The sequence below is a fragment of the Aristophania sp. ESL1100 genome (assembly GCF_058511235.1).
On sequence record NZ_CP196394.1, the window covers coordinates 842,390 to 867,706 of the forward strand.

Consider the following 25,317-nt stretch of genomic DNA (forward strand, 5'->3'; position numbering starts at 1 on the left):
GCCGTTCCGCTTAGTAAAGTGAGGATGCTGGCTGAAATTCTGATATGGTTTAAAGGACGTTTTTTATGAGAGTTGTCTGATATGGTTTTTAGAAAGGCAGGCTTTTGCGTATATGTTTGAGAAATAGTCTTATGCACCGTTTAAACCTTAAATTTAAATTAAAGATAAATTTGGTGCTGTTTCTATGTGATTGATAAGAACAAATCCAGAATAAAATGCAGTCTGGACTCCTTTTTAAAATCAATATCAGGATAGGTTTTTATTTTTAATAATTATATAAGTGAAATTATTTTATCGTAAAGTAATTTTAATATTAACGTGATATATTATTTATAATTTTTATTTAAAAACACAATAAAGAGAGCTCTATCAAACAAAAGAGCTCTCTTTTTTACATTAGTCTTTCAGCTTGAATTGTAGTCCCTGAAGGCTGGCTGCAAGGCGCGCGCCACGGTTTGAGGATGTTATTTTCAGGCGCACACCATTGGTGTTGGAAAGGACAGCAGCCCCCACGCCTTTATCAAAGGTCGCTTCACCAGAGGCCGCCCCATATTCACCATCAAAATCGTATAGATGCTTGAGATTGAAGACCTCACCAGTAGCGTTGATTTTGGAATAGCCCAGTGCAGCAATATTGCCGCCTTTAATGCTGAAGTGATGTCTTTTCCCCTGGAAGGTGAGGGTCCCGTCGCCCCATGTATATCCAACTCCGAAATCGGCTGAATGTGTCATGAAATGGACGCGTCCTACAGGGATGGCTGCAGCTTTTTTCTCCGCTTTCTTCTCTTCCTTTTTTTCCGCCTTTTTCTCGGCTTTTGCGGCCTTCTTCTCTGCTTTTTTTTCAGCTTTTGTCGGTTCTGCAGCCTTTTTTGTTTCCTCTGCGAAAGAGGGAACAGCCGTCGCGCAAAGTCCAAAAGCTGCAATAAATGCTAAACTATAAATTTGATAGGAACGCATTTCATTCTTCCTCTTTTGCTTAATGGAAACAGGTAAAAGGTTTTATGTTTTTGATGTAAAAGAGTTTTACCTCAAATTTTCACAGGCATTACTGAGGGAGTGTAGCATTTCTCCGGTTAATTCGTCGCTTATTTTTTCTTGGGATTATGTCCTTTCTGACATTGCTATAACGTCACGCTTTTTTTTACCAATATAAAGCTGACGCGGTCGTGCTATACGCGTCGTAGGATCGGCCATCATTTCAAGCCATTGGCTGACCCAACCTGCGGTTCGGGCCACGGCGAACAAGGCAGTAAACATGGTCGTTGGAATTCCCAGGGCTTTGAGAATCAGGCCTGAATAGAAATCGACGTTGGGGTAGAGCTTGCGTTTGACGAAATATTCATCTTCAGTGGCGATTTTTTCCAGTTCCATGGCGAGGTCAAAGAAAGGATCTCTTTTAATATTGAGCGTTTCAATAACCTCATAATAGGTAGCGCGCATTAATTTCGCACGAGGGTCAAAGTTGCGATAAACACGGTGGCCAAATCCCATTAACCTTATGCCTGAATGTTTATTTTTCACTTTTTCAAGAAAGTCTGGAATTCCCTCTTTTGTTCCAATCTGATCAAACATATTCAGGACGGCTTCATTGGCCCCGCCATGTGCCGGCCCCCAGAGTGCGGCAATGCCTGCTGAAATACAGGCGAACGGATTGGCCCCTGTCGAACCGACCAATCTGACAGCTGTCGTTGAAGCATTCTGTTCATGATCAGCATGTAAAATAAAAATTCGGTCAAGAGCGCGCGCTAGGACCGGATCGACTTTATAGTGTCGCCCGGGGCGACTAAAAAGCATATTCAGAAAATTTTCAGAAAAAGAGAGTTCTTCTTCCGGGTAAACGAAAGGTTCTCCACGGCTGTATTTATAGGCCCAGGCTGCAATGGTCGGGACCTTGGAAATGAGCCTGCGTGCAGAGCGGTCACGTTGTGCAGGGTCGTTTATGTTAAGGCCATCGCTATAAAATGCCGATAATGCTGCCACTGTCCCGCATAAAATGGGCATGGGATGAGCGTCACGGCGGAATCCGTTAAAGAAGTTGCGAATTTGCTCATGCAATAACCGTTGTGTGGCCATATCAGCAGAGAACGTCTCATATTGTTCTTTCGTGGGTAATTCCCCGTATAAAAGAAGATATGAGGTCTCAGTATAATCGGTCTGGAGGGCAAGCTGCTCTATAGGGTAACCACGATGAAGCAGAATTCCTTTATCGCCATCTATATAGGTGATTTTGCTGCTACAGGCCGCTGTGGAGCCAAAACCTGGATCAAATGTGAATAAGCCGGCTTCTTGCGGTAAACGTCGATGATCCAGAACAGAAGGGCCCATTGTCCCATGGATAACGGGAAAGGTGAAAGAGAGAGTTTCACTTGTTTCATCAGACATTACTGCAGAGTCCTCTCATATTACCGATGCGAAAAACCAATTTAACTAGTTTCGGTAAAGAAACGGATAATTGCAAGTAATAAAGATTAAGAATTCTAAAATTAATAAAGGGGGCAGCAGGATGAACCCGCTACCCCCTCTATTTTGCAAGAACTCTTCAAGAGAACAAAATGTTATTTTGTTCCTTCAGGAAGTGCATAGACAACCAGTGCGTCTGAAATTGGCGTCATCATGAAGTGGTGACCACCAGCCAGAATAGCAACATATTGGCGTCCATTGACCGAATAGGTCATAGGCGTTGCCTGACCACCGCCTGGCAGCACGTCACTCCAGAGAACTTTACCCGTTTTCATATCAATGGCACGGATAAGGTTGTCAGTTGCGGCTGCAACGAAGGCAACACCACCACCTGTCTGGATCGGGCCACCATTGTTAGGTGTGCCGATATTAAGAGGCAGGAAGGTTGGGAGGCCGAATGGACCGTTGGCACGGGCTGTTCCCAGTGGTTTCTGCCACAGGACTTTATGTGCTTTGAGGTCGATGGCTGTGATCATGCCATAAGGTGGCTTGTTACACATAACCTTCGTAAAGCTGTTCCAGAACGGGCTGACGGAAATACCATAAGGTGTATCACCCATAGCACCGTTACCTTCAGCACCACCACCAGCAGGATTATATTGAGGAGAGTCAACGGGGATATAACCCAGTTTATCACCTGTTTTACGATCCACCAGCTGGTCATACATGGGCGTATTGCTCCAGTTGGCCAGAAGGATTCCTGTTTTCGGGTCGTAAGAGACACTGCCCCAGTCGCTGCCGCCGTTATAGCCAGGGAATTCCAGCCATGGGCGTTTGATGCTTGGGGGGGTGAACTCACCGACATAATCCGCTTTACGGAATTTGATACGGCAATAAAGCTGGTCGAGAGGTGAAACGCCCCACATATCAGCTTCTTTATATTCAGGAAGTCCCAGTCTTGGCACGCCATTGGGGCCATCAGACCATGGCTGTGTTGGTGAACGTGGGTCTTCAGGAATATTGCCAGGTGAAGGAGCAGGTCTTTCTTCGACTTTGAAGCCTTGGAGTGGTTTACCCGTACGGCGGTCAAGAACGAAGGTCTGTCCACGTTTTGTTGGCTGGATCAGAGCAGGAATGATTGTTCCATCATCTGCATGATAGTCAAACAATGTTGCCTGTGAACCGATATCATAATCCCAGACGTCTTTATGAACAGTCTGGAAGACCCAGCGTTTTTCACCTGTTTTGGCATCAAGCGCGACAATAGCAGAAGAAACTTCATTTTCTGCAGGGCTACGCATGGCGCTGAAATAGTCCGCTCCAGAGTTGCCTGTCGGGACATAAACAAGACCAAGCTGATTATCGCCTGTCATCGCTGTCCATGAGTTAGGCGTGCCGCGGCTATAGACGTGGCCTGGTGCAGGCTGGTGGTGGTCTGTCGGGTTATTGACATCCCATGCCCAGACAAATTTACCAGATTCCGCATCGTAACCACGGATCACACCAGATGGTGCCCAACGACGCTGCCCGTCCAGAACCTCATGGTTAACGACGATAACGCCATTAACAATTGGCGGTGCTGCTGTCAGGGAGACCTGACCAGGAACAGCATAGCCGAGGCCCTGCATCAGATTAACCTGACCACCATGACCGAAGGATTCACAGAGTTTGCCGTCTTGCGCATCAACTGCGATGAGGCGCATATCGAGCGTGCCCTCGATGATACGGTTATGGCAAGGCTGTCCTTCAGGAACTGTGGAGGAGGTATAATACACGACCCCGCGACAAGCCGCTGTATAGGGGATGCTGTCATAAGAAACGCCAGCTTTATAACGCCAGATTTCTTTACCAGTTGTGGCATCAACACGCATCATGTCGTTCAGTGCTGAACACAGATACAGGGAGTCACCAACTTTAATGGGAGTGGTTTCAGCGGCCCATTTATTGGCTTTTCCTGGAGGAACCAGGCTACCCGTATGGTAGACGAAGGCTCTTTTCAGCTGTGATGCATTTTCAGGTGTGATCTGGCTGAGTGGCGAATAACGGCTGGCATATTCATCGCGACCATAAGCAGGCCAGTCTTCAGGTTTCGGATTGGCGCTTTCCTGCGGGACCATTGCCGGGATCTGACTTGGGTCAATTTCACCAATGTCAGGGATCTTGGCAGGGTTGATGCCAGGAGGTTGCGGTGTCAATGGGTCAGGTGATGTGAAGACTGAAGACTTAGCCGCAGCGGCATAGGGCCCACCCTGATAAGGGTTGGGATGGAAAGCTTCACCAGCATTACCTGGTCCCGGAGGGGCATCAGTGGGAGGCACTTGTGCCAGAGCAGGGACGGAGCCTAGCGCGGTGCTCAGAAAGAGCGCCTTGAAAATCGTAGAATTACGCATATTAAGCGCTCCTTTTACGCCCATTCAGCATGAGCAGGCAGATAACGACCAGGAAAGCGATGAGCGTAGGTCCCATCACACGTGGAAGCCAACCGATCCAATCGAAACCGACTTCATAGATCGTCCAGGGGATCGTCAGAAACCATCCCAGGAGATAAAGCCAGCACCCCAACGGACGGCGCATCAGCATGAGAATGCCACCTGGAGTGAGGAAAAGAAGACCTTCTAATATATAGTAGAAAGACCCTCCCAAACTGACCAGAACTGCACCGTAGTAAATGAAGTAAAGGCCGAAGAGAAGAATGATCAGACCTACGAGCATGGCGAGCAAGCCGCCTATAGTCATAGGACTTTGTGTCGAGTTTGTAGAAGAGAGCATATGAGCACCTCATAACAGGTGTTAGACCTGTCCCCCTTTTTGAAGGATTTTAAGCTTTGAGAAAAGCCTTTAAAGGGTACACATTTTCGTGCGCAAAAACAAAATATTTAATTACGACACTATATTTATTTGTTTTCTTTGTGAGAAATTAAATTTATTGCATTCTGTACAGATTTGTGATTGCGAACAACTTCATCGATTATTGTTCTGAAAAGCCGTTCAGCAAAATCTGGATCCAGATGTGCATTCTGCGCTAATGAACGTAACCGTTCTGATTGCCTGGCTTCCCTTTTATTATCAGTAGGGGGGAGTTTATGAGCTGCCTTGAAGCGGCCTATTTCATGTGTGCATTTGAAACGCTCTGCAAGCATGTAAATAATTGCGGCGTCAATATTATCAATGCTCTGGCGCAGGCGCCATAATGGTTCGAGGTCGGTATCTTTTACCTGATCAGAAGTCATTAATGTCAATCCATGCTAAGTGTCCACCTTTGCCGGCACCAAGATCCATGAAGATCGTTCTGCCGCCCAGTTTCCCTTCTTTGAGGTGAGGGCGGCCATCTGTCGATCTCTGATCATGACCTGCATAGACAGTCATACCCTGCGGCACTCGATGAATCCAGTTCAGCCGTCTTTCGGGGTAGCCATCTGGTTGTAACTGGCGGGTTGTCTCCCCGAAGAGAGCACGTGAAACAGGTGCTGAAAGCTTGCTGATTCCTGTTTCAGGAGGGGGCATGGTAATCATGAGCGTATGAAAACTGGCATGCAGAAAAAAAGTCTGATTGATTCGCTGCCAGACTGGTGCTTTTGCAATCATCTGGTAGATATCAAGCTCGAAATCTTTATGCGGTGCCTCTCTAACCTGACGTAAGGTTGTTTCAAGCGCCTGATCATAATGCACCTGCCGGCCTTCTAGGAGGCGGGCCAGTTTACGGTCATGATTGCCAAGGACGAACATCCCTTTTTGCTCATCCAGCATGGAAAGCATCAATTTCAGAACAGCGGCACTGTCAGGACCATGATCAACCAGGTCCCCGAGCTGTATAACGTAACGTTCTGTTGCGATAGCGTGGCGAAATCCCTCTATATCACCATGCACGTCTCCCACCACGCGTACGCCATGCTCGCGAATACGCTTTAAAATAGTTTCATTCAGGGTAGGGATCGTGAGAATAGAGGCGACCTCTTATAAAAATTAAAGATAGGTCTCCCATTCTGCTCTCTGAAAGGGTAAAGCGTCAACTCCCTATAAATTTCGAACTTTCACTCAGACTGACCGATAATGCCCGGCTGACCCCGCGTTCCTGCATGGTAATGCCATAAAGCTGGTTCATATGAGCCATGGTCACTTGATGGTGAGTGACAACGAGGAAACGCGTTTCAGTCTGTTTATTGATGTCGATAATCAGGCGGCAGAATTGCTCCACATTGGCTTCATCAAGAGGGGCATCAATTTCATCAAGAACGCAGATAGGTGCGGGATTGCAGAAAAAGGCAGCAAAGATAAGTGACAAGGCCGTCAAGGCCTGCTCCCCGCCGGAAAGCAGGGACAATGTCGAAAGTTTTTTCCCCGGGGGCTGCGCGTAAATTTCCAGTCCTGCTTCAAGTGGGTCATCACTGCCAATCATGGCCAGATGTGCTTTTCCTCCCCCGAATATGCGTGAAAACAGTGTCTGGAAATGTTGATCAACATCGGCAAAGACAGCGCTTAACCGGGCACGGCCTTCCCGGTTGATGGTCGTAACAATTTTCTGTTGTTTATCGATCGCTTCTGTGATTTCAGAGAGCTCCTTTAGCAGTTCCTCAGCTTCCTTTGTGGCGGCTTCATGGTCCGCTTGCGCCTTTAAATTAACGGTACCTAACTGATCACGCTCCTGTTGGAGTTTGTTAATCTCACGGCGTAATGACGCTTCATTTTTGCCAGATAATTTATTTTCTGAAAGGGAGTCATTGTCTGGCGGTGAGGGAAGGGGTTCCTGCAATTTCAATTGCTCATACTGATTTTGAGCCTGGGTTAAACGTTCGGTTAATCCACTTGTTTTTTCCCGCAATAGTGCGTGCTGCTCCTGCAGGGACGATAATTCGTTACGGCTTGCTTCAAAGGTGTCACTTAAAGCTGAGAGTTTCTGATCATTTTCATCATACCGGTTTTTCAAGGTTTCATAGGCTGATTTCAGAGCCTCGACCTGCTGTGATAGCTGGGCAGGGTTTTCCTGAGATTGCAGGGCTAATTCGCAAAGCTGTTTCTTTTGCTGCAGTTCGTGAACTTCATGAGAAAGCCGCGTTTTATCATTTTCAAGAGTCTGTAATTTAAGAGACAGGGTCTGTAATTCCCCCGTAACAGTGCGCGTCTTCTGTTCAAGCGTCTCATAACGGACCCGATTTTCCTGAAAAGAAAGCCGGTCTTTTTCAAATTTTATCTGCCGGGTTTCAAGGATTCCGACAGATTCCTCCAATGAAGGCATGTCCTCCAGAACGTCCAAAGCCTGTTTCAGATCTTTTTCAAGAGAGAGGCAGATTTCTTTCTGGGCTCTGACCTGTTGCTGCAACGTGTCGCGTCTTGCCAAAGAAGCGGATTGTTCCTGCGTCAGGATATTAAGTTTATTCCGGGCCCGTTCGGACTCACCCCGAAAAGCCAGATAATCTGTTTCAAGCTGCGCTGATATTGAAAGCTTTTCCTCAAGTTTTTTCTGCTGCTCAGCAAGATTTTTCTGATGTTCGGCCACATTCAGATGGGTGAGTTCAATTTCAAAAGTTTTTTTCTGTTCTGACAGGGTTTGGAAGTCGGCATCAATCAGCTTGAGTGCCCCGTCAATGTCTTTTAAGCGGGATTGAATATTCTCAGACTGAAGTTGAATTTGGGTATAATGGCGTTCAATCGTGCTGAAATTGCGATGTCTTTCAGCGCGGAGAGTCTGGGCTTCAATCGCTGCTTCACGCAAGGCAAGGGTTTTTTGTTCTTCTGCCTGGCTTTCGTCAGGTTCATGGGTCAGTTCATCAAGAGTGTTTTTCAGTTCTGCAATATTTGTTTTGATCTCAGCTTCGCCCGCAATATGCTTGTCCAATTGGGTCTGAGCGTATTGCAGTTTCTTCTCAGCAAGCTCCAGGCCATGTTCTCTCTCCTTAATCTGGAAACGAAGGTGAGAAAGAGCGTGTTCAAGCTGGGTGGATTCACCGCGTTGTTCTTCGATTTTGTCCTGAAGCGCTTTGCTCTCATTCTGTTCATTTTCAAGCAGAGAGCGTACGGTTCCGGTTGTCTCCTCCAGTAACGTTGCGCGGCTTTGAAGGTCACGTAATCTCTGAAGGCTTTGGAGCTTCCTGGTTTCTGACAATTCTACAGCAGAACTCTGAATATAACCGTCCCAGCGCCATAATGAGCCGTCCTGGGAGATAAGCGAAGTCCCGGATGGGAGCAGAGCCTGCAAAGCAGGCGCCTGGGACGTATCTTCCAGAACAAAAATAGCGTTTAAGGCTCGTGATAAAGCAGGGGGCGCTTTTACAAAATCAGCAAGAGTCCGAAGGCCTTCCAGAGGAGAGGATGGGTGCGCTTCAGGAGGAAGGTCGCGCCAGGCCCGCTTATAGGAAAGCGTTTTCTCCGGTGGCTCATGACTGATGACGACGGCATTGAGGCCTTCATTCAGAGCAACAGCAAGGGCATGAGCATAGTCAGCATCAACCTCAAGAGAGGTGAGGAGGGATATGCTGTTATCTTCTGATGGAATTTCGAGCGAACGTTCCAGCCCGGTTGCTTCGCTTTTGATTTGTAAAAGCTCTGATTCGTGCTGATGAAGCTCTTTGCGCGTATTATTGAGTTTGTTCAGAGATGTTTTGAGGAGTGCCTGTGAGGAGTGAAATTCCTGTGAGACAGCGTCATAAAGTTTCTGCTGATCTGCAAGCTTTGTGCGCGTTTCCTCCAGCTCTTTATAGGACTCTTTTTCTGATGAGGCTTCCAGAAGTGCTTTATGAGCGTGAGCAAGATGTTGTGCTGTGGTTTGTTGAAGATGATTCAGCCGTTCAATTTCACGCTCAAGAAGGGTTTTCTTCTGGATTTTTTCTTTCTGATGCGTGCGGACTTTCAGCCAGATTTCCTCTTGTTTCTCTTTGGCATCATTGGTGGCTTTTTCTTTGGAAAGAGCCTGTTCATATAGGGCCCGGGCTTCAGATAAAGACTGTTTCTGCTCTTCTATTTTTTCAGGAGAAATGACGGAAGATTCAAGGGATTTCTGCTCTGAGAGCGTTTTCTGCTTTCGGTTTTCAAGTGTTTTCAGCCGTTCAGAAATTAAATCTCCCTGAGAAGAGAGATGTTTCTGGCGTTGCAAGTCGGCCTCAAGAGCGGATTTTGCTTTTTCAACGACAATTTTCTGTTCCTGACAGAGGGTACTGGAAGCCGTTTTATCCTGTTCTGCTTTCGTAACGTTGAAACCCGCTACCCTGACCTGTTCTTCAGCTTCAGTGATCAGAGAGGAATCGGCACATTTTTGTTCAGTTTTTTCCAGCTCAGAGGCCAGCTGTGTCAGTGAGGCCTGACCTTGCTCCAGGCGTTGGCGGATATCATCGCATTTGTTTTTAGCTGTTTCGTAACGAAATGACGCCTGATGATATTCTTCTCTGGCTGTGTCATAGGCTGATTTCGTATCATCAAGAGCTTTTTCCTCTCTCTCGATTTTCTGTTTTTCAGAGGAAAGATCGAGGGAGGGATCAATCTCTTTTTTCAAGAGTGTGACGCTGTCGCTATACTCACGTTCCTGTTTCAGCAGGGCATCCAGCTGAGTGTTTTTTTCATTCAGAGCGGTCTTCAAGTCATTCAGCTGCCCGGCTCGCTCATTCCAGGAATTCTGGAGATGGGACAGATTATTCTGGGCAATTTCCATCTGTAGTTTCTGGTCTGACAGACGGGGACGAAGATGCTCAATATGCTCTTTCTGGGCGCTTTCTTCATGCTGCAGATTTTCGAAAATTGTCTTTTTTTCATGAAGGAGCAAAGCAGCTTTTGCTAAGGCCTCTTGTGCCTCTGTGAGCTCTTTCCGGGCGTTTGTAACCCTGATATGTGCCTGATTATGACGAAAAAATAAAAGTGCTTTTTCCGTTTTTCTTATGGATTCTGATAAAGCGCGGTAAGTCCTTGCCTGTTCACTCTGTTCAGAAAGCAGGGCTATACGGTTATGAAGGGCGTCAAGATTAAGCTGTGCCTGATCCAGATTGGTCTGTGCCTGTTTCAGCTTTATTTCTGCATCTTTTCGCCGGACATAAAGCCCTTTGATGCCGGCGGCCTCTTCAAGCAGAACACGTCTTTCCTCAGGTTTGACTTCAATAATCTGGCTGACACGGTTCTGGCTGATAATGGCAGAACTACGCGCACCTGAATCCATATCAGCAAAAAGCATCTGGATATCTCGCGCACGAACAACCGTATTGTTTAGCCTATAGGTGCTATTGCTCCCACGCTCTGCCTGACGTGAAATGACAAGCTCAGTGCAGTTCTGAAAAGGGGGCTGGGCCAACCCTTTCGCATCATCAATCTGGACGGAAACTTGTGCAAGGTTACGCGCTGAACGGGCATTTGTGCCCGCAAAAATCAGATCGTCACTATCGCCCCCACGAAGAGCCCTGGCAGAACTTTCCCCCATGACCCAACGCAGTGCATCAACGATATTTGATTTCCCACAGCCATTAGGCCCGATAATTCCCGTTAATCCTGGCAGAATCTCTATCGTTACTTCATCTGCAAAACTTTTGAAGCCGGCGATTGTCAGGCGAGTGAAATGGGGGGGCTTAATGGCTGTCACGTGGGTTTATGAGATTATTTCGAAGCCTCTTTGACAAGCTCAGAGAATTTTTCGAACGTTTCAGGGTCCTGTGCGTAAGGGGTGTTATTAAAGCGGAAATAGGGTGTTCCCTGAATATCATATCTTTTTGTGTCAGCATTGATCTGGTCTGACAAGGCTTTGATAAAGGCCTGATCATTCTGGATCGCATCAAACTGAGCACTGGAAACGCCTGCTAAAGCGGCTTCCTGACGAAGATGCTGCAAGGGATCGCCATCAGAAAAAGCCCATTTCATCTGCCTTGAAAATAAGGAGCTGATAAAAGCTTCATAACGGGATTCCGGCAGGGACCGGGCAACCATACATGCTGTCAGAGCAACGCGATCCATAGGGAAATCATGGAATTGATAACGGATTTTTCCTGTTTCAATGAGTTCTTTGCGAACCTTTGGGAATTCTTCAGTAGAGAAGTGAGCACAATGAGTGCATGTCAGTGAGAACCATTCCTGCACCAGAACAGGGGCCTTGGGGTCACCAATAATGCGTTCACTTAATCTCGGATCAGGTTTGGAATCAGCAGCCTGTGCCACACCGGCAAAACCGGCACTGATCGTCAGAGCAGGAACGGCTTTCAGGAGAGTGCGGCGGGATAGAAACAGTTTTTCCATAATATATCCTTACAATAAATTCAGTAAGAGTGTCTGAATGAAGGCAGGAAACGGTTAAACGTCAAGTAACTTGATGGTCATCATTTCCTGTTTGTGTACCATTTTTATGTCTTTCGGTCCAATCATCGGGGATACGCATCCGCAAAGCAAGAATGTGGCGTGTATCAGCATCCATAACCCGAAAGATCAAACCACTGGGATGGGTTATGACTTCATCGCGGGTTGGAACATGCTCAGCCAATCTGAAAACAAGTCCCCCGACTGTTTCTATTTCTGCTTCACGTTCACTTTCCGTCAGAACAGGGCCGAGCTTTTCTTCCAGGACTTCAATGGGCAGGCGGGGATCAAGGTCAATAGCCCCATCAGCTCTCTCACGCCAGGGCGTTGTGACGGGTTCATCATGTTCGTCAGAAATATCGCCAACAATTGTTTCAATCAGATCCTCGATTGTGACAAGTCCGTCAATACTGCCATATTCATCAATAACAAGAGCCATATGAGTACGGCGCTGGCGCATCTGGAGCATGAGGTCCAGGACAGGAATGGTCGGGGCTACAAAAAGAGGCTGGCGGAGGAGCTTTTTCAAGTCAAATTCACTCACCGGACCATTATAGGAGATCAGGTCCTTAAGGTGAATCATGCCGACAACATCATCCAGCTCTTCATGGTAAACCGGCAGACGGGAGTGATTTTCCGTCCTCATAAGGGCCAGCGCCTCTTCATAGGAAAGGTCATCGGGCATAGCGACGATATCTGCCCGGGGGACCATGGCATCATCGGCTGTGATGTCTCTCAGGCGAAGAACATTCAGTAAAAGAGCGCGTTCCTGACGGTCAAATTCAGGAGGGTCTTCAGCTGTTTTGGGAAGAGAGGCAGAATCCTTGACGAGGTCTGTCAAAGCCTGACGCACATTGGGAGAGCGGGATTTGCGGCCGAAAAACTTCAGAAGGTTGGATCGTTCAGGAGAGTGATGTGTCATGAAAGTGACCTCCGTCCAGTTTTCCAGGGATCAGCAAATCCCATCATCCTCAAAGTCCGTGTTTCCTGCATTTCCATGGTTCTGGCTTCACCTGGGTGATGGTGGTCATAACCGGCAAGATGTAAAAATCCATGTACGATGAGGTGGGTTATATGAGCTTTCAGGGATTTACCGGAATCCCGTGCCTCGCGCTGTATTGTCTCAAAAGCGAGGATAATGCTGCCACCTTCTCCGGGAAAAGTGGGTTCGAAAGTCAGGACATTGGTCGGTTTGTTTTTTGTGCGGAAACGGGCATTGAGTTTTTTAACAGTGCGGTCTGTTGAAAAAACGACTTCCGGATAATGGTCCATAAAATCAGCCCCCAGAAGACGCTGCGTTGCTTTTAGTGCCCTATGGACCAATCTTTCAGGATTGCTCCCCAAAAGGCGCCATCTCCTGTCATCAACCAGGATGGACATATCTGAATAGTCATTATCTTCGGAGAGAAGATGTCGGGGCAGCATGACGAACTCTTGAGTAAGGGTTATGTGAGGAAACACTATCAGCCTGATCGTAAGCGTCAATAATTTTGGCGACAAGTGGGTGGCGAATAACGTCAGATGATGTCAGGTGAGAAAAGCCGATCCCGGGAACATGCTCCAATGTTGCAAGGGCTTCTTTCAGGCCGGACGTGATGGTTGGAGGGAGGTCAATCTGGCTGAGATCACCGGTTATGGCCATATGTGTTCCATTCCCCATACGGGTCAGAAACATTTTCATCTGTGCAGGTGTTGTATTCTGCGCTTCATCAAGAATGACATAGGCGTGAGACAATGTGCGCCCCCGCATAAAGGCAAGAGGGGCGACTTCGATCTCGCCACTTGCCATGCGCCGGGTGATCTGGTCGCCAGGCATCATGTCATGAAGGGCATCATATAAAGGACGAAGGTAAGGATCGATTTTTTCGCGCATGTCACCTGGGAGAAAGCCCAATCTCTCTCCGGCTTCAACGGCAGGTCGTGACAGAATGATCCGCTCCACCTGGCCGGAAAGAAAAAGCGAGACGGCCTGCGCCACAGCCAGGTAGGTCTTTCCTGTGCCGGCAGGTCCCAGCCCGAAAACGAGCTCTTTTGTTGCCAGGTTGGACATATAGGCAGCCTGTCCCGGAGAACGCGGCGTAATAACACCTCGTTTGGTCTGAAAGGCAGGAAGCTGCGCAAGAGCGGGCTCGCTGCTTTTTTCAAGGCGGGAGGGGCGTAAAGTCGGCATGGAAACAAGCCTTATAACGCCTGCAACCTGTTCGGAATCGATAAGTTCTTCTCGTTCTGCCAGATTATATAAGGCCTCAAAAGCTGATTGACCCTGCGAAACGGCTTCATGGATTCCTGTAATAGCCACGCGGTTGCCCCGGCAGGAAAGGCGCACTCCCAGCCCTTGTTCGAGCTGAACAAGATGTCGGTCATGCTCGCCCAGAATCCGCTTTAAAAGCACATTATTTTCAAAACGCAACGTGACGGAACGTTTATCGTCAGATGTGGGAGAAAAAGAGGCTGAACGAGAAGAGAAGTCTGTCAAAGGGTTTTCATCCCTTCCTTTAAAATACCACCAAGAGAATTTGTGAGCTGTTCTGTAATGTGAATTTTGACAATCTGGCCGATGAGTGACGGGTCACCTTCAAAATGGACAGGCTGAAGATAGGGTGAGCGTCCGTTCAGCTGCCCGGCTTTCCGCCCGGTCCCTGTTACCAGGATATCCTGGGTTGTTCCCAGAAGGGAAGCGTTAAAAGCGTCCTGCTGTTCACGTAAAAGTGCCTGAAGCGCTGCCAGTCTTTTGTTTTTAACCTCTTCATCCACCTGAAAAGGCTGTCCAGCAGCAGGGGTGCCAGGTCTTGGAGAATATTTGAAGCTATAGGCACTCGCAAAGGTAACGTCGCGAATGAGCTGCATTGTTGCCTCAAAATCCTCATCCGTTTCACCAGGATGTCCCACGATAAAATCAGAAGAGAGGGCGATATCGGGCCGTGCTTTGCGGAGATTATGGATGATTTCCCGATATTCATCAGCTGTATGGTTGCGGTTCATGGCCTTGAGGATCCGGTCAGAGCCGCTTTGCACGGGCAGATGCAGAAATGGCATCAGAAGGGGATTGTCCCTATGGGCATCGATCAGACTCTGTTCCATATCGCGTGGATGAGACGTTGTATAGCGGATGCGTTTCAGCCCGGGAATGGTCGCCAGTCTTTCAGCCAACACTGCCAGATTGACTGTCTGAGCGTTTTCCTGCCCATGAAAGGCATTGACGTTCTGACCCAGAAGGGTGATCTCCTTTACGCCACTTTCCACTAGTCTGGTGGCTTCCGCCATAATGGAGGGGACCGGTCGGCTTGTTTCTGCACCACGCGTATAAGGCACTACGCAGAATGAGCAGAATTTGTCGCACCCTTCCTGAATGGTAAGGAAGGCTGTCAGATTTCCAGAGGTTTGCGGGGCAGAATCTTCAGGGAGAAAATCAAATTTTGTTTCAACTGGGAAGTCTGTATCAATGACTGTTTTCCCTGCTCTGGCAACACGTGCCACCATTTCAGGGAGGCGATGATAGGTTTGTGGCCCCAGGATCAGGTCAACATAAGGGGCACGAGCCAGGATTTCTTCTCCCTCAGCCTGTGCCACGCACCCTGCAACGGCCAGAAGAGTTTCATGACCTTCTGACTGGCGTGCTTCACAGATAAGGCGCAGGCGCCCCAGTTCAGAAAAAACCTTTTCTGCGGCACGTTCGCGGATATGGCATGTATTGAGAATGATCATGTCAGCATCTTCTGCACGATCAACAGGTCCATATCCCAAGGGCCGCAGAACGTCAGCCATACGGGCGCTGTCATAGACATTCATCTGGCACCCCCATGTGATGATATGGAGACCACGAACTGTTTGTGAAGACGCTGAGTGCTGTGACATAAGGAACTGAGACACCATCCCTGAAGGAAAAATCTTTCAATAATAAGAAGCCTGCCTTCAAATCAAGCTTCAAATCAGATCATGACTTATAAAAATCAGCTTTCGAGACGATTCTGTCTCAGGTCTTCAGTTCCCTGAACGATGACCTCATAGGTCTTGTTGGCAAGCATTTTACGGGAAGGAAAGTGATCTGGATCCAGAGGGGGATGGAAATAGACGCTGGCCCGCATGGAGCGCCATTTTCCCAAAGCCCAGAGATGTGGCGCCAGATCCATATCTCCAAACCATGAGAAAACCGAAGCGCGTCTGCTTTTCCCAACGGGAAGCCCTTCAAGCCGGTCGTAAACAACGGAAATAGGCTGGACGAGCAGTGGAGGGGGCAGAGAGGCATCATCCAACTCGGTCAGTCCACGTTTTTTGACAGGTTTTGCAATGGCAAAAAGAGAGGAAAGAAATGGCAGGACCCGCATTCCATCAGACGATGTCCCTTCCGGAAAGAGAGCGATATTATAACCTTCTTTCAGTCTGTTGGTGACTTCTGTGACTTCCTGTCCCGTTTCCTGACGGTTCCGGCTGATATAGATCGTGCCGCCCAGACGGGTCAGAATGCCAATCAAAGGCCAGTTCCGCACTTCCTGCTTTGAAATGAACAAGGTGGGAAGCACGGACCCTAAAACCAGAATATCAAGCCATGATGTATGATTGGCGATGAAGAGAACGGGCTTTTTACCGTTTTTCAGGTCACGTTCCGTATAAATCCCTCCAGCCCGGTTTCCTATAGGGTTCACCTGAATTCCCATAATCCTGCAGACGATTTTCCAGAAAAAACAGGGAAATCTCACATGAAGGCGGCCTGGAACCCGGATGAGAAAGGCCTGAAGGCAGCACGCCAGGAAGCCCCAGAGCAGAACAGCCAGAAGTCTGGCCACACAACGCAGGTTACGGCCGATCGAACGCGGAGATGTGGGCTCATTTTTGTCAAAAAGAGCTTCAGGATCGAAAACAGGGCGGGAAGAGGATCCCGGTTTATGTTTGTGCGGAGACGTGTATGGAGCGGACATAATGCGATTGATAAGGGTTTTTCAGTGCGGAAACAATCTTAATCCACCCATAGAGCGAAAGAAAACAATAAGCAAATAGACTTGCTGCCCTCTATCGATCATATCGGAAGCAGTGGAAAAGAGCGGGCGTATCTGACATGATAAAAGAGAGAGAACACGTCAAGGAGAGATGGTGAGATTATTAAGGACGTCTGGTTTGTGTCTGATGCTTCTGGCATGCAGTTTTTGTGGGGCCAGGCAGATTTTTGCGGAAAGTGAGGTATCAGGGCAAAAGGAAATCACTTTCGCTTATGAGACGACGATCAAATCAACGTCTCATGAGGCAGTAGATGATGCCCTGAAAGCGTCTTCCCAACTTTTAACCTTGCAGAAAACACATCAGGTAGGGGCCTATGCGCTCGCCGGACGTATCCGTAGTGATTATGACCGTCTCAATGGTGCGTTGCAGTCGCAGGGATATTACGCCGGTCAGCTCAAGATTACCGTCACAATCGGGAAACATGATTATGAAGGGCGTGATCCGGCCATGTTGGCAGCCCTTGAGGAGGCAACAGGCAAAACAACTATTAAGATTGCCGTCTCTGCCACGTTAGGGCCGATTTTCCATATAGGGGCGATCGAGATAAAGCCTTCCCCGAAAGAAGGGGATAAAAGCACCGGTGGAAACATCATGTTGTCTCATAAGGAAAATGAGGCACTGGGAATAAAGGTGGGAGATGAGGCTGTCGCCGCAAAGATTCTGGCGTCACAGTCCCGATTAGGTGATTTTCTCCTCGAAGAAGGGTACGGCACAGCAAATGTTTCCCGGCCACAGGCAATCCTGAATCAGGAAAAATATGTCATTACGGTCAGGATCTTTGTTGATAAAGGTCCCAGACTGGTCATTGGTCCCCTTGCCTTTAAAGGGCTGAAACATGTCAGGCAGGATTATGTGCAAAAGCGCATTCTCCTGCATCAGGGTGAGCTTTATCAGCCCTCAGCCATTGAAAAAGCACGTTTGGATTTAAGCAGTACCGGTCTTTTTTCATCAATTCAGATTAATAACGCGCCTCCTGTAATCACAATCCCATCCAGAAAGAGCGAGGTTAAGGATATCGATAAGGCCATGCCGCTCAATCTTGATTTCCAGGAAGGGAAACGCAGGCGTGTTTCCGGGGAGGTTGGCTATTCAACTGATCTTGGAGGACGTCTCGGGGCCAGCTGGCTGCACCGTAATTTTCTTGGTCGCGGAGAGCGTCTGAAAGTTTCTGCTCTGGCTACAGGTCTGGGAGGTTCTGCTCAGCAAGGGTTGGGCTATGATGGCTATGTTGACTTCAGCAAACCGGATTTTTTCGATCGTGGGCGTGATTTGAATGTAAGAGTAGAGGCTGTTCGGCAATTATTATATTCCTATCACCAGACCGCGTTTCTGGTAAAAGCCGGGTTTTCTCAACCTGTCGGGGATGAATGGAACGTTAATGGCGCTCTGTCACTCGAGCAGGAAAAAATCAGGCAATTCGGCAGTTCGAGAGATTATTTTATCGTCTCATTACCCATAGGGGCTGATTATGATACGACCCATCGCCCCAATGCTATTGAACCGGCAACTCACGGCGTCAAAATATCCATTTCAGCATCTCCATCGGAATCGATGGAACATAAAACGTCATTTTTTGCTATATTGAATGGCCAGATTTCGACCTATTTTGATCTGCATAATATTGGCCTTTCGCGTCCCGGGCGGAGTGTTATCGCTCTGCGAGGGTCTGTTGGCTCCATCCAGGGCGCTACAACGTGGGATATTCCGCCTGACCAGCGTCTTTATGCAGGTGGGCAGGCGACGGTTCGCGGTTACAGATATCAAGGGGTGGGACCGCAATTCCGGCACAGCAAATATGCAATTGGAGGCAGCTCCATGGACGCAGCAACAGTGGAATATAGGCAGCGGCTTTTCAAAAGCTTCGGGACGGCTCTTTTTGCTGATGCCGGGCAGGTGGGAAGAGGGTCAATGCCGGGTCATGGCAAGCTGAGAGTCGGCTATGGGGCCGGGGTGCGTTATTTCACACCCATCGGTCCTATCCGCGTGGATATAGCCCTGCCCATGCACCGCCCTGATCGTGGAGATAAATGGGAGCTTTATATCGGGCTGGGAGAAACATTCTGATGTATTTTACCCGCCGCCTTTATTATATCCTTGTCCTGATAACAGGTCTGATCATGACCGTAACGGGAATGAGTGTTACGGCCCTTCTGGTCTGCCTGAATCTTCCCCATGTTCAGCATTACGCAGAAAAAAGCCTCCCTTCCTTAACGGGGAATATGGTGCACCTGGAAGGGATTTCAGGTTTTCTCCCATCTCATATCCGTTTGAAAAAATTAACCCTTGTTGATGAAAAAGGCGTCTGGCTGGAATTGGACAAGGCGGATTTAAGATGGTCGCCTCTGGCTTTGATTCACATGAAAGCCAAAGTGAAGACATTCACTGCTGAACGTTTTGTTTTTGAGCGTCTGCCCTATTCAAGTGAACCTTCGCCTCCTTCCGATCCTGATGCAAAGCCTCTTAATCTGCCATTAGCCGTTGATATAAGGTCTCTGACGGCACCTCATATCGAAATAGGGGCAGAATTAACGCAAAAACGTCTGCTACTCTCACTTTCCGGCAAGACGAAAATTTCGAGCATAAATCCCTTTATCCAAGGGGTCAGTGTCAAAAATTTCCCCTCTATCATGATTGATGCGGTGGCACACCGTTATGATGAGCCGGCAACACTTTCGGTCAAGCTTGATAAGAGATGGAGGCGCGCCAAAGGGAAAATCGAATTTAACGAGGGAGCGAATGGTTTCTTCGCAACCATGCTTCATATGCCGGCGCTCGATCCCTTGAATGTGGAAATCAGTTTTAAAGGGCCATACCGTAAATTTAATACAAAGCTGGATTTAAGAGCAGGCAGTCCTTTAAAATCACAGCTGAATGTCAGTGAATATGGGCGGGTTAATCTCTATAAAAAACGTGGGAAAATCGCCCTGACGGCAATATCTCCTGCAATGACGATCCTGCCGGATCTTGGCTGGGATCATCTGGCCTTCAAAGCGTCTTTGGATGGAGCTTTCACAGCTCCAGGAGGAGACGCTTCGATCGAACTTGCCAATTTATCGGCTTTTTCAGTGATGGCTCACTCTATTGATGTGCAGTACAAGGGAGATCACAAAAAGTTATTTCATAAAAACGGCCAATTGCGCTTAACGGGAAAATTATCCGGATTGAGACTTCCGGGAAAGGCACCACTGTTACTGGCGTCCTCTCCTATTAAGATAGATGCGCTTTATCAGCCTTTTCAGAAAGTACAGCCTTTCAGTGTAAATGTGCAGCATCATCTCCTTCAGATTGCCTTTAACGGGACGGTTAAACCTTTTTTGAAGGGGCATCTTGAGTTGACCCTTCCCAATCTTCAGCCATTGGCAAAGATTGGCGCGATCGCTCTTGAAGGGCGCTCGCACATTGCGGTTGCTCTTGCCTTGCCAGGGAAGAAAGAGCTTGCTCAGCAAGCGGCCGTAAAAGGGGAAATACAGGTTCTTTCCGGTTTGCCACAGGCTGTAGGACTTATTGGGAAAGACGGTAAATTTGCTCTGAATGTGCAGAGGAGCTCACAGGGAAAGATTGCCCTTGAAGGGCTGGATATTTCTGGACGGACCTTACACATAAAAGGGGCGGGACAGTTCGACCCTAAAGAAAATAATTTCCTAAAGTCTGACCTTTCCCTTTCATTGTCTGATCTCAAAGCACTTTACCCGGTTGCGCATGGACATATGGAGGCCACGCTCAATGCGACTGGTCCTTTAAATGATCTGAAAAGCAGCGTGCATATTAAAACCATCGCAGGGGCTTCATCACCAAAGATAAAAATAGCGCCTGGACCAGTCACTATAGAAGCCGCCATTGAGCATCTACCCGACTTCCCCGATGGCACACTGACGGCGCAGGGTGAACTCGATAAAGTGCCTTTGGCCTTGGACCTGTCTTTTCACAAAGACAGGCAGGGAAATATGGAAGCCATCCTCAATAAGCTGGATTGGAAGACGTTAAAGGGGCACGGCCTCATTAATCTTCCCGCGGGGGCGAAGATTCCTCGTGGGGATATGGATGTTTCCATCACCAGGCTTGAGAATTTTTCATCCTTGATCGGCCAATCTGTAAAGGGAGGATTGTCCCTGGGGTTACAGACGGTAAAACAGCAAGGGGAGAAGTCGCAGGAACGGGTCCATCTGGATTTTAAATCCCAGCTCAGTATGGCTGATTATGCTGTGCGTTCCTTCACCATCAATGGAGATGTGAACCATCTTTCCACGGACCCTGTTTTTGATCTGTCAGCCCAGATAGGGGGCCTGAAAGCCAGGGAGATAAATGGAGAGGCCCGTCTGTCCCTTAAAGGACCGGAAAAAGCCCTTGGGCTGAATGTGTCTGGCAGGTTTGATAATGTCATGAAGGCGCCGGCCAGAGTTGAACTTGCTGTCCTTGCGAACCTTCCAGAGTCACAAGTGACGGTGAGCAGACTGGAGAGCCTTGTCAAAGGCGAAACATTGCGCCTTCAGTCACCGACGATCATTCATTATGGGAAGTTACTGAGCGTTGAACATCTCAAATTATCTGGCACGTCGCCTCAGAGCGTGCCTGCTCTTTTATCTGTTAACGGTCAGGTTAAACCAAAGCTTGATCTGACTTTCGCACTTGACCGGGTCACACCGGCCCTGGCCACACCTTTTGTGCCGGGCTTAAAGGGAGGGGGGACGATTACGGCCAGGGGCAACCTGTCTGGCACTCTTGCTGACCCAGCCGGGTCAATTACAGCAGAGGGGCAAAATCTTTATCTGAATATGGGATATGCAGCCTCGCTTCCACGTTCTTCTTTCTCTCTTAAGGCAAATCTTGCTCACAAGCAGGCACAGTTACAGCTTGACGCCCATTCGGGAGATCGTCTGACGGTTCGTGCAAATGGTATGGTTCCTCTTTCCAAAGAAGGAGCCTTATCTCTTCATTCTACCGGAAAACTGAATCTGACTTTGCTGAATGCTGTCCTAGGGGCCTCCGGTATGGGGGTGAAAGGGCTCGTGGATATGGATATCACGGCTCAGGGTAAGCTCGATCATCCTAACCTCACAGGAGGGATTCACATTCAGCAGGGAGACTTCACCCATTATGCACAGGGCGTTCACCTGACAGACATAAAGGGTGATATTACAGCGCAGAATGATGCGTTGAAAATCAGTAATTTCAACCTGAAAGCCGGAAAGGGGACAATGTCTCTTGCAGGGCAGATCGGTGTTCTGCGTCCCGGAATTCCACTGGATCTGACTTTCTCAATGGATAAGGCCCAGCCTGTGATCAGTGATCTGCTGATCGAAACACTCAATGCCTCACTTCATGTCCATGGTCGTGCAAGCTCTGAAATCGATGTGGATGGACAGATTAAAATTCCAGAAGCCAACATTAATATTCCCAATTCCATGCCTGCTTCTGTTCCTCAGCTGGAGATTATCAAGCCGGGAAAAGAGCATGAAAAAAAGCCGGATCCTTCCGTGATCGTGAATCTGAATGTGGATGTTGCCTCACCTGGCCAACTTTTCGTCCGGGGGCATGGTGTTTTTGCTGAAATGAGCGGAAAGCTGCATGTCAAAGGCACAAATCTTGCGCCAGAAATTACAGGAGGGTTCGATTTAAGGCAGGGTAACTTCAATCTGGCGGGGATCAGCCTTAATTTCACCAAAGGCCGCGTTGCCTTTAATGGCAGTGGTGTCGGTCACAGGCTTGATCCAACCCTTGATTTCCGGGCAGACCGCTCTGCTGAAGGGATCGTCGCCAGTTTATTGGTGTCAGGTTATGCCAGCGAGCCGAAACTGAGTTTTGTCTCCGCCCCACAACGCCCCAAGGACGAAGTCTTGTCAGTCCTGTTGTTTGGCAGCACGCGTGCGTCCCTTTCTCCCACCCAGCTTGCTGCTCTGGGAGCGGCTGTCGTCCAGATAGGTGGGGGTTCGGCTTTTGATCCGTTAAGCATGGTCAGAAATACTCTGGGGCTGGATGAACTTTCTGTTGGCAGCACGAATGGTGGCAAGGATGGGAAAGAAAAATCCACTCTGGAAGCGGGAAAATATGTGATGAAAGGGGTCTATGTTGGTGCCAAAGAAGGGCTTTCCGGTAATAACACCCAAGCTGAGGTGAGGGTGGATATAACAAAACATCTTAAATTCAATACAACCGTCGGCACGGGAGGGCAGATTACAGGTTTTACAACACCTGAGAATGATCCCGGCTCTTCACTGGGGTTGTCCTATGGTATTGATTATTGAGACAAGGCCTTGTTCAGGGCGCGTTCTGTCAATTCTCGGGAAATTTGCTGAACAACAGGTTGCCAGTCATCAAAATAAGGTTGGCGAATGATCCGTACTGAGGGGTACCACCGCGTTTCAGTTTGATGGATACCCCATCGCCAGCAATTGCAGAAACGATCCATTAAAATGGTTTCCTTGCCGATGGCACCTGCCAGATGAACAATAGAGGTATCAACCGTAACGACGATATCAAGAGCGTCAATCAGGGCAGCCGTATCCTCCATTGTGTCACACTCATCCATGTAATCAAGGAGATGGCGGCAGTAGGGCTCTTTTTGAGACGTTCTGGGGCCTTTTTGCAAGCTGAAATACTGGATAAAAGGATCGCCAACAAAAAGGCTTTCCAGCTCCTTGAGGTTCATGGAACGATGATAATCAATAAGGCGGGAAGAACGGTCATTTTCATGAATACCGCCCGACCAGACCAGGCCAACTCTCAGGATATGAGGGGGTATAAAAGCCAGTTTCTCACGCCATTTTGCCAATTTTTCGGGTGCAACTGATAAATAGGGCGGTGAGGCTCTAAAGGGCATGGAAGGATAGGCTGTCAGCGCTCTGGGCAGGCTGATAAAGGGGCAGTGATAATCATATTCAGGGCAGATACCTCCTACCTGTGAGGTCATGACGCCATCGATTTTCCCTATCAGTGAAGAAAGCTGCCCGCTTCCCCATACATGAATAGAAGCCCCCGTTTCGGCCAGAAGAGGGAGAAAGCGGGAATACATGATTGAATCACCCAGACCTTCTTCATGGGTGACCAGGATCTTTTTCCCTCTCAAGGATGTGCCGGGCCTTACCGTCGGGAGAAGTTTGCTGAAAGGCAGAGAGGTGTGCAAAGGAAGTTTCAGGCGCCATTCATGTTCATGCCATCCCTGGGAAAAACGCCCTATTTTCAGAAGTGCGATTGAATGGTTCAGCCGTAAAAGAGGTTCATTCGGGGCGATGGCAATGGCACGGTGGTAAAGGGTTAATGCCTCTTCAACGGCCCCGGTATTGTTATAAATATAGCCGAGATTGTTCATGACATTCCAGCTATCGGGTAATTGCTCAATAAGGCCGTAAAGGAGGTTTAGAGCCTCTCCAAAGGCGCCTTGTTCACATAAGATACGGACAAGAACGGTTTTTAAAACAAAAGCGTCGGGAGATGATTTCAGCTGGTTTCTTATAAGCGTCTCAGCTTCATAAAGGCGGTGAAGCTGAACAAGTGACAACCCTTTTAACCCTATAAGCGCTTCAGATGAGTGGTAAAGGGTTTCATATGTATCAAGCAATGCCAGAAAAGTCTTTTCTTCATGCTCGGTTTGTAATTCTTCCTGAAGTCTCGAAAATGGATTGTGCAATCCGTTTTCCATGGCCTGACGAAAGTGACGGGCTGCTTGTACATAATCATCTTTGAGGAAATAATAACAGCCTTTCCAGAAAGAACGTATATCCTCACTTTGAAGAGATTCTGTAACGGATAATAATAAGGCCTCATTTGGGTTACGACGAAGCAGGGCCAAAGGTTGTAGATCCATATGTGGCCTCATCAAGTCCCCGTATCTTTTATGTGCCAGTATATGTCGCGTCTGAGTAGAAACTTAATAGAGTATTGTACTGAGTTTGACTTATAGTCAAAATATATAATGGACAATCTATTATTATAAAGTATCAGGTAAGGCTACAGGGTGCTGCTTATCGGGCTCGAAGCACAGAGTGTGTCCCGGCTGAAAGGGCAGGATACCGACCAGCTGGAACACACTTATTTTTCAGGCTTTTTTCATTGTTTCTGTAAGTGTTTTTAGAACTGTTTCGGAATCCTTATTTTCCAATACAGCCAGTTCAGCGACAAACCTTTCCTGTGCAGCTTCAAAAAGTTTACGCTCTGAAAAACTTCCGTCAAGACTGTCCACATTGCGGCGAAGGTCCCGTAGAACTTCAGCAATCTGTATCAAGTCACCGGAATTGATTTTTTCCTGATAGGCAATCGCCCGACGCGCCCACATACCACGGCTGATATGAGGCTTCCCTTTCACAACGGCCATCGCTTTATCGACGATTTCGCGTGTTGCGATTTTGCGCAGGCCGGATTTACGCGCTTTAGCCAAGGGAATATGCAACGTCATCTGGTTGCCGGGAAAAGAGATTTCAATCATCTCAATCATCGTCCCGACAACTTCAACATTGCCAATATTTTCGACACGTCCTACACCGTGGGCAGCATAGACGATCGAATCTCCAACCTGAAAAGGATCATTTTTCAGGCCGGGATCTTTCTGCTGTGCTGTACGCTCGGCTGCATCGCGCGCCATATCTTCAGTGACACCGCCTCTTTGAGGCATTCTAAAATTGCTGCTCATAATATCATTATACCAAAAAAAAATGTCCCTGTCTTTAGGGC

17 protein-coding genes are annotated in these 25,317 nt (G+C 48.1%); 2 read left to right on the plus strand and 15 right to left on the minus strand.

The genetic code is table 11. The features are described 5' to 3' along the window. Nucleotides 1-396: 396 nt before the first annotated feature. The 13 genes from ACSYSY_RS04075 to ACSYSY_RS04135 all read right to left on the minus strand — a co-directional run bounded on the left by ACSYSY_RS04075 (nt 397) and on the right by ACSYSY_RS04135 (nt 16,574). Nucleotides 397-957 (minus strand): hypothetical protein, encoded by a 561-nt coding sequence (locus ACSYSY_RS04075; RefSeq protein ID WP_491708022.1) that lies wholly within the window; start codon nt 955-957, stop codon nt 397-399. Between the two features lie 144 nt (nt 958-1,101). After that, nucleotides 1,102-2,382, minus strand: a complete 1,281-nt coding sequence (locus ACSYSY_RS04080) for a citrate synthase (protein WP_491708023.1) — start codon at nt 2,380-2,382, stop codon at nt 1,102-1,104. A gap of 173 nt (nt 2,383-2,555) precedes the next feature. Beyond that, nucleotides 2,556-4,790 (minus strand): pyrroloquinoline quinone-dependent dehydrogenase, encoded by a 2,235-nt coding sequence (locus ACSYSY_RS04085; protein WP_491708024.1) that lies wholly within the window; start codon nt 4,788-4,790, stop codon nt 2,556-2,558. Nucleotide 4,791: 1 nt separating this feature from the next. Next, entirely contained in the window at nt 4,792-5,169 is a 378-nt protein-coding gene (locus tag ACSYSY_RS04090; RefSeq protein WP_491708025.1) for a glycerol dehydrogenase, read from the minus strand. 125 nt (nt 5,170-5,294) lie between these two features. After that, nucleotides 5,295-5,630, minus strand: coding sequence for a chorismate mutase (locus ACSYSY_RS04095; protein ID WP_491708026.1), 336 nt, complete (start codon nt 5,628-5,630; stop codon nt 5,295-5,297). Further along, nucleotides 5,620-6,279 (minus strand): metallophosphoesterase, encoded by a 660-nt coding sequence (locus ACSYSY_RS04100; RefSeq protein WP_491708027.1) that lies wholly within the window; start codon nt 6,277-6,279, stop codon nt 5,620-5,622. The genes ACSYSY_RS04095 and ACSYSY_RS04100 overlap by 11 nt, the downstream gene beginning before the upstream one ends. 127 nt (nt 6,280-6,406) lie before the next feature. After that, entirely contained in the window at nt 6,407-10,954 is a 4,548-nt protein-coding gene (locus ACSYSY_RS04105) for an AAA family ATPase (protein ID WP_491708028.1), read from the minus strand. Between the two features lie 14 nt (nt 10,955-10,968). Further along, nucleotides 10,969-11,601 carry a thioredoxin domain-containing protein gene (locus tag ACSYSY_RS04110; protein ID WP_491708029.1) on the minus strand — a complete coding sequence of 211 codons (633 nt, stop codon included), beginning with the start codon at nt 11,599-11,601 and terminating at the stop codon, nt 10,969-10,971. 61 nt (nt 11,602-11,662) lie between these two features. Next, complete coding sequence (locus ACSYSY_RS04115; protein WP_491708030.1) at nt 11,663-12,580, minus strand: hemolysin family protein; 918 nt, start codon at nt 12,578-12,580, stop codon at nt 11,663-11,665. After that, the gene (ybeY, locus tag ACSYSY_RS04120) at nt 12,577-13,083 is read right to left on the minus strand and encodes an rRNA maturation RNase YbeY (RefSeq protein ID WP_491708031.1); all 507 of its coding nucleotides are present in this window, start codon (nt 13,081-13,083) and stop codon (nt 12,577-12,579) included. Before ybeY ends, ACSYSY_RS04115 begins: the two co-directional genes overlap by 4 nt. Beyond that, on the minus strand, nt 13,052-14,134 hold the full coding sequence (locus ACSYSY_RS04125; protein WP_491708032.1) for a PhoH family protein: 1,083 nt from the start codon (nt 14,132-14,134) through the stop codon (nt 13,052-13,054). The genes ybeY and ACSYSY_RS04125 overlap by 32 nt, the downstream gene beginning before the upstream one ends. Next, complete coding sequence (gene miaB, locus ACSYSY_RS04130) at nt 14,131-15,513, minus strand: tRNA (N6-isopentenyl adenosine(37)-C2)-methylthiotransferase MiaB (RefSeq protein WP_491708033.1); 1,383 nt, start codon at nt 15,511-15,513, stop codon at nt 14,131-14,133. Before miaB ends, ACSYSY_RS04125 begins: the two co-directional genes overlap by 4 nt. Before the next feature lie 95 nt (nt 15,514-15,608). Then, nucleotides 15,609-16,574 (minus strand): lysophospholipid acyltransferase family protein, encoded by a 966-nt coding sequence (locus ACSYSY_RS04135; RefSeq protein ID WP_491708034.1) that lies wholly within the window; start codon nt 16,572-16,574, stop codon nt 15,609-15,611. A gap of 169 nt (nt 16,575-16,743) precedes the next feature. Between ACSYSY_RS04135 and ACSYSY_RS04140 the strand changes: the two genes are divergently transcribed. Both ACSYSY_RS04140 and ACSYSY_RS04145 read left to right on the plus strand, forming a co-directional pair. Beyond that, nucleotides 16,744-18,717 carry an autotransporter assembly complex protein TamA gene (locus tag ACSYSY_RS04140; protein WP_491708035.1) on the plus strand — a complete coding sequence of 658 codons (1,974 nt, stop codon included), beginning with the start codon at nt 16,744-16,746 and terminating at the stop codon, nt 18,715-18,717. Next, nucleotides 18,717-22,895 carry a translocation/assembly module TamB domain-containing protein gene (locus ACSYSY_RS04145; RefSeq protein ID WP_491708036.1) on the plus strand — a complete coding sequence of 1,393 codons (4,179 nt, stop codon included), beginning with the start codon at nt 18,717-18,719 and terminating at the stop codon, nt 22,893-22,895. The genes ACSYSY_RS04140 and ACSYSY_RS04145 overlap by 1 nt, the downstream gene beginning before the upstream one ends. Here ACSYSY_RS04145 and ACSYSY_RS04150 read toward each other — a convergent pair. Together ACSYSY_RS04150 and ACSYSY_RS04155 are read right to left on the minus strand one after the other, a co-directional pair. Then, a complete protein-coding gene (locus tag ACSYSY_RS04150; RefSeq protein WP_491708037.1) occupies nt 22,889-24,454 on the minus strand; it encodes a tetratricopeptide repeat protein in 1,566 nt (521 codons plus the stop codon). The genes ACSYSY_RS04145 and ACSYSY_RS04150 overlap by 7 nt on opposite strands. Nucleotides 24,455-24,685: 231 nt before the next feature. Then, on the minus strand, nt 24,686-25,276 hold the full coding sequence (locus tag ACSYSY_RS04155) for a CarD family transcriptional regulator (protein WP_489805279.1): 591 nt from the start codon (nt 25,274-25,276) through the stop codon (nt 24,686-24,688). Between the last annotated feature and the right edge of the window lie 41 nt (nt 25,277-25,317).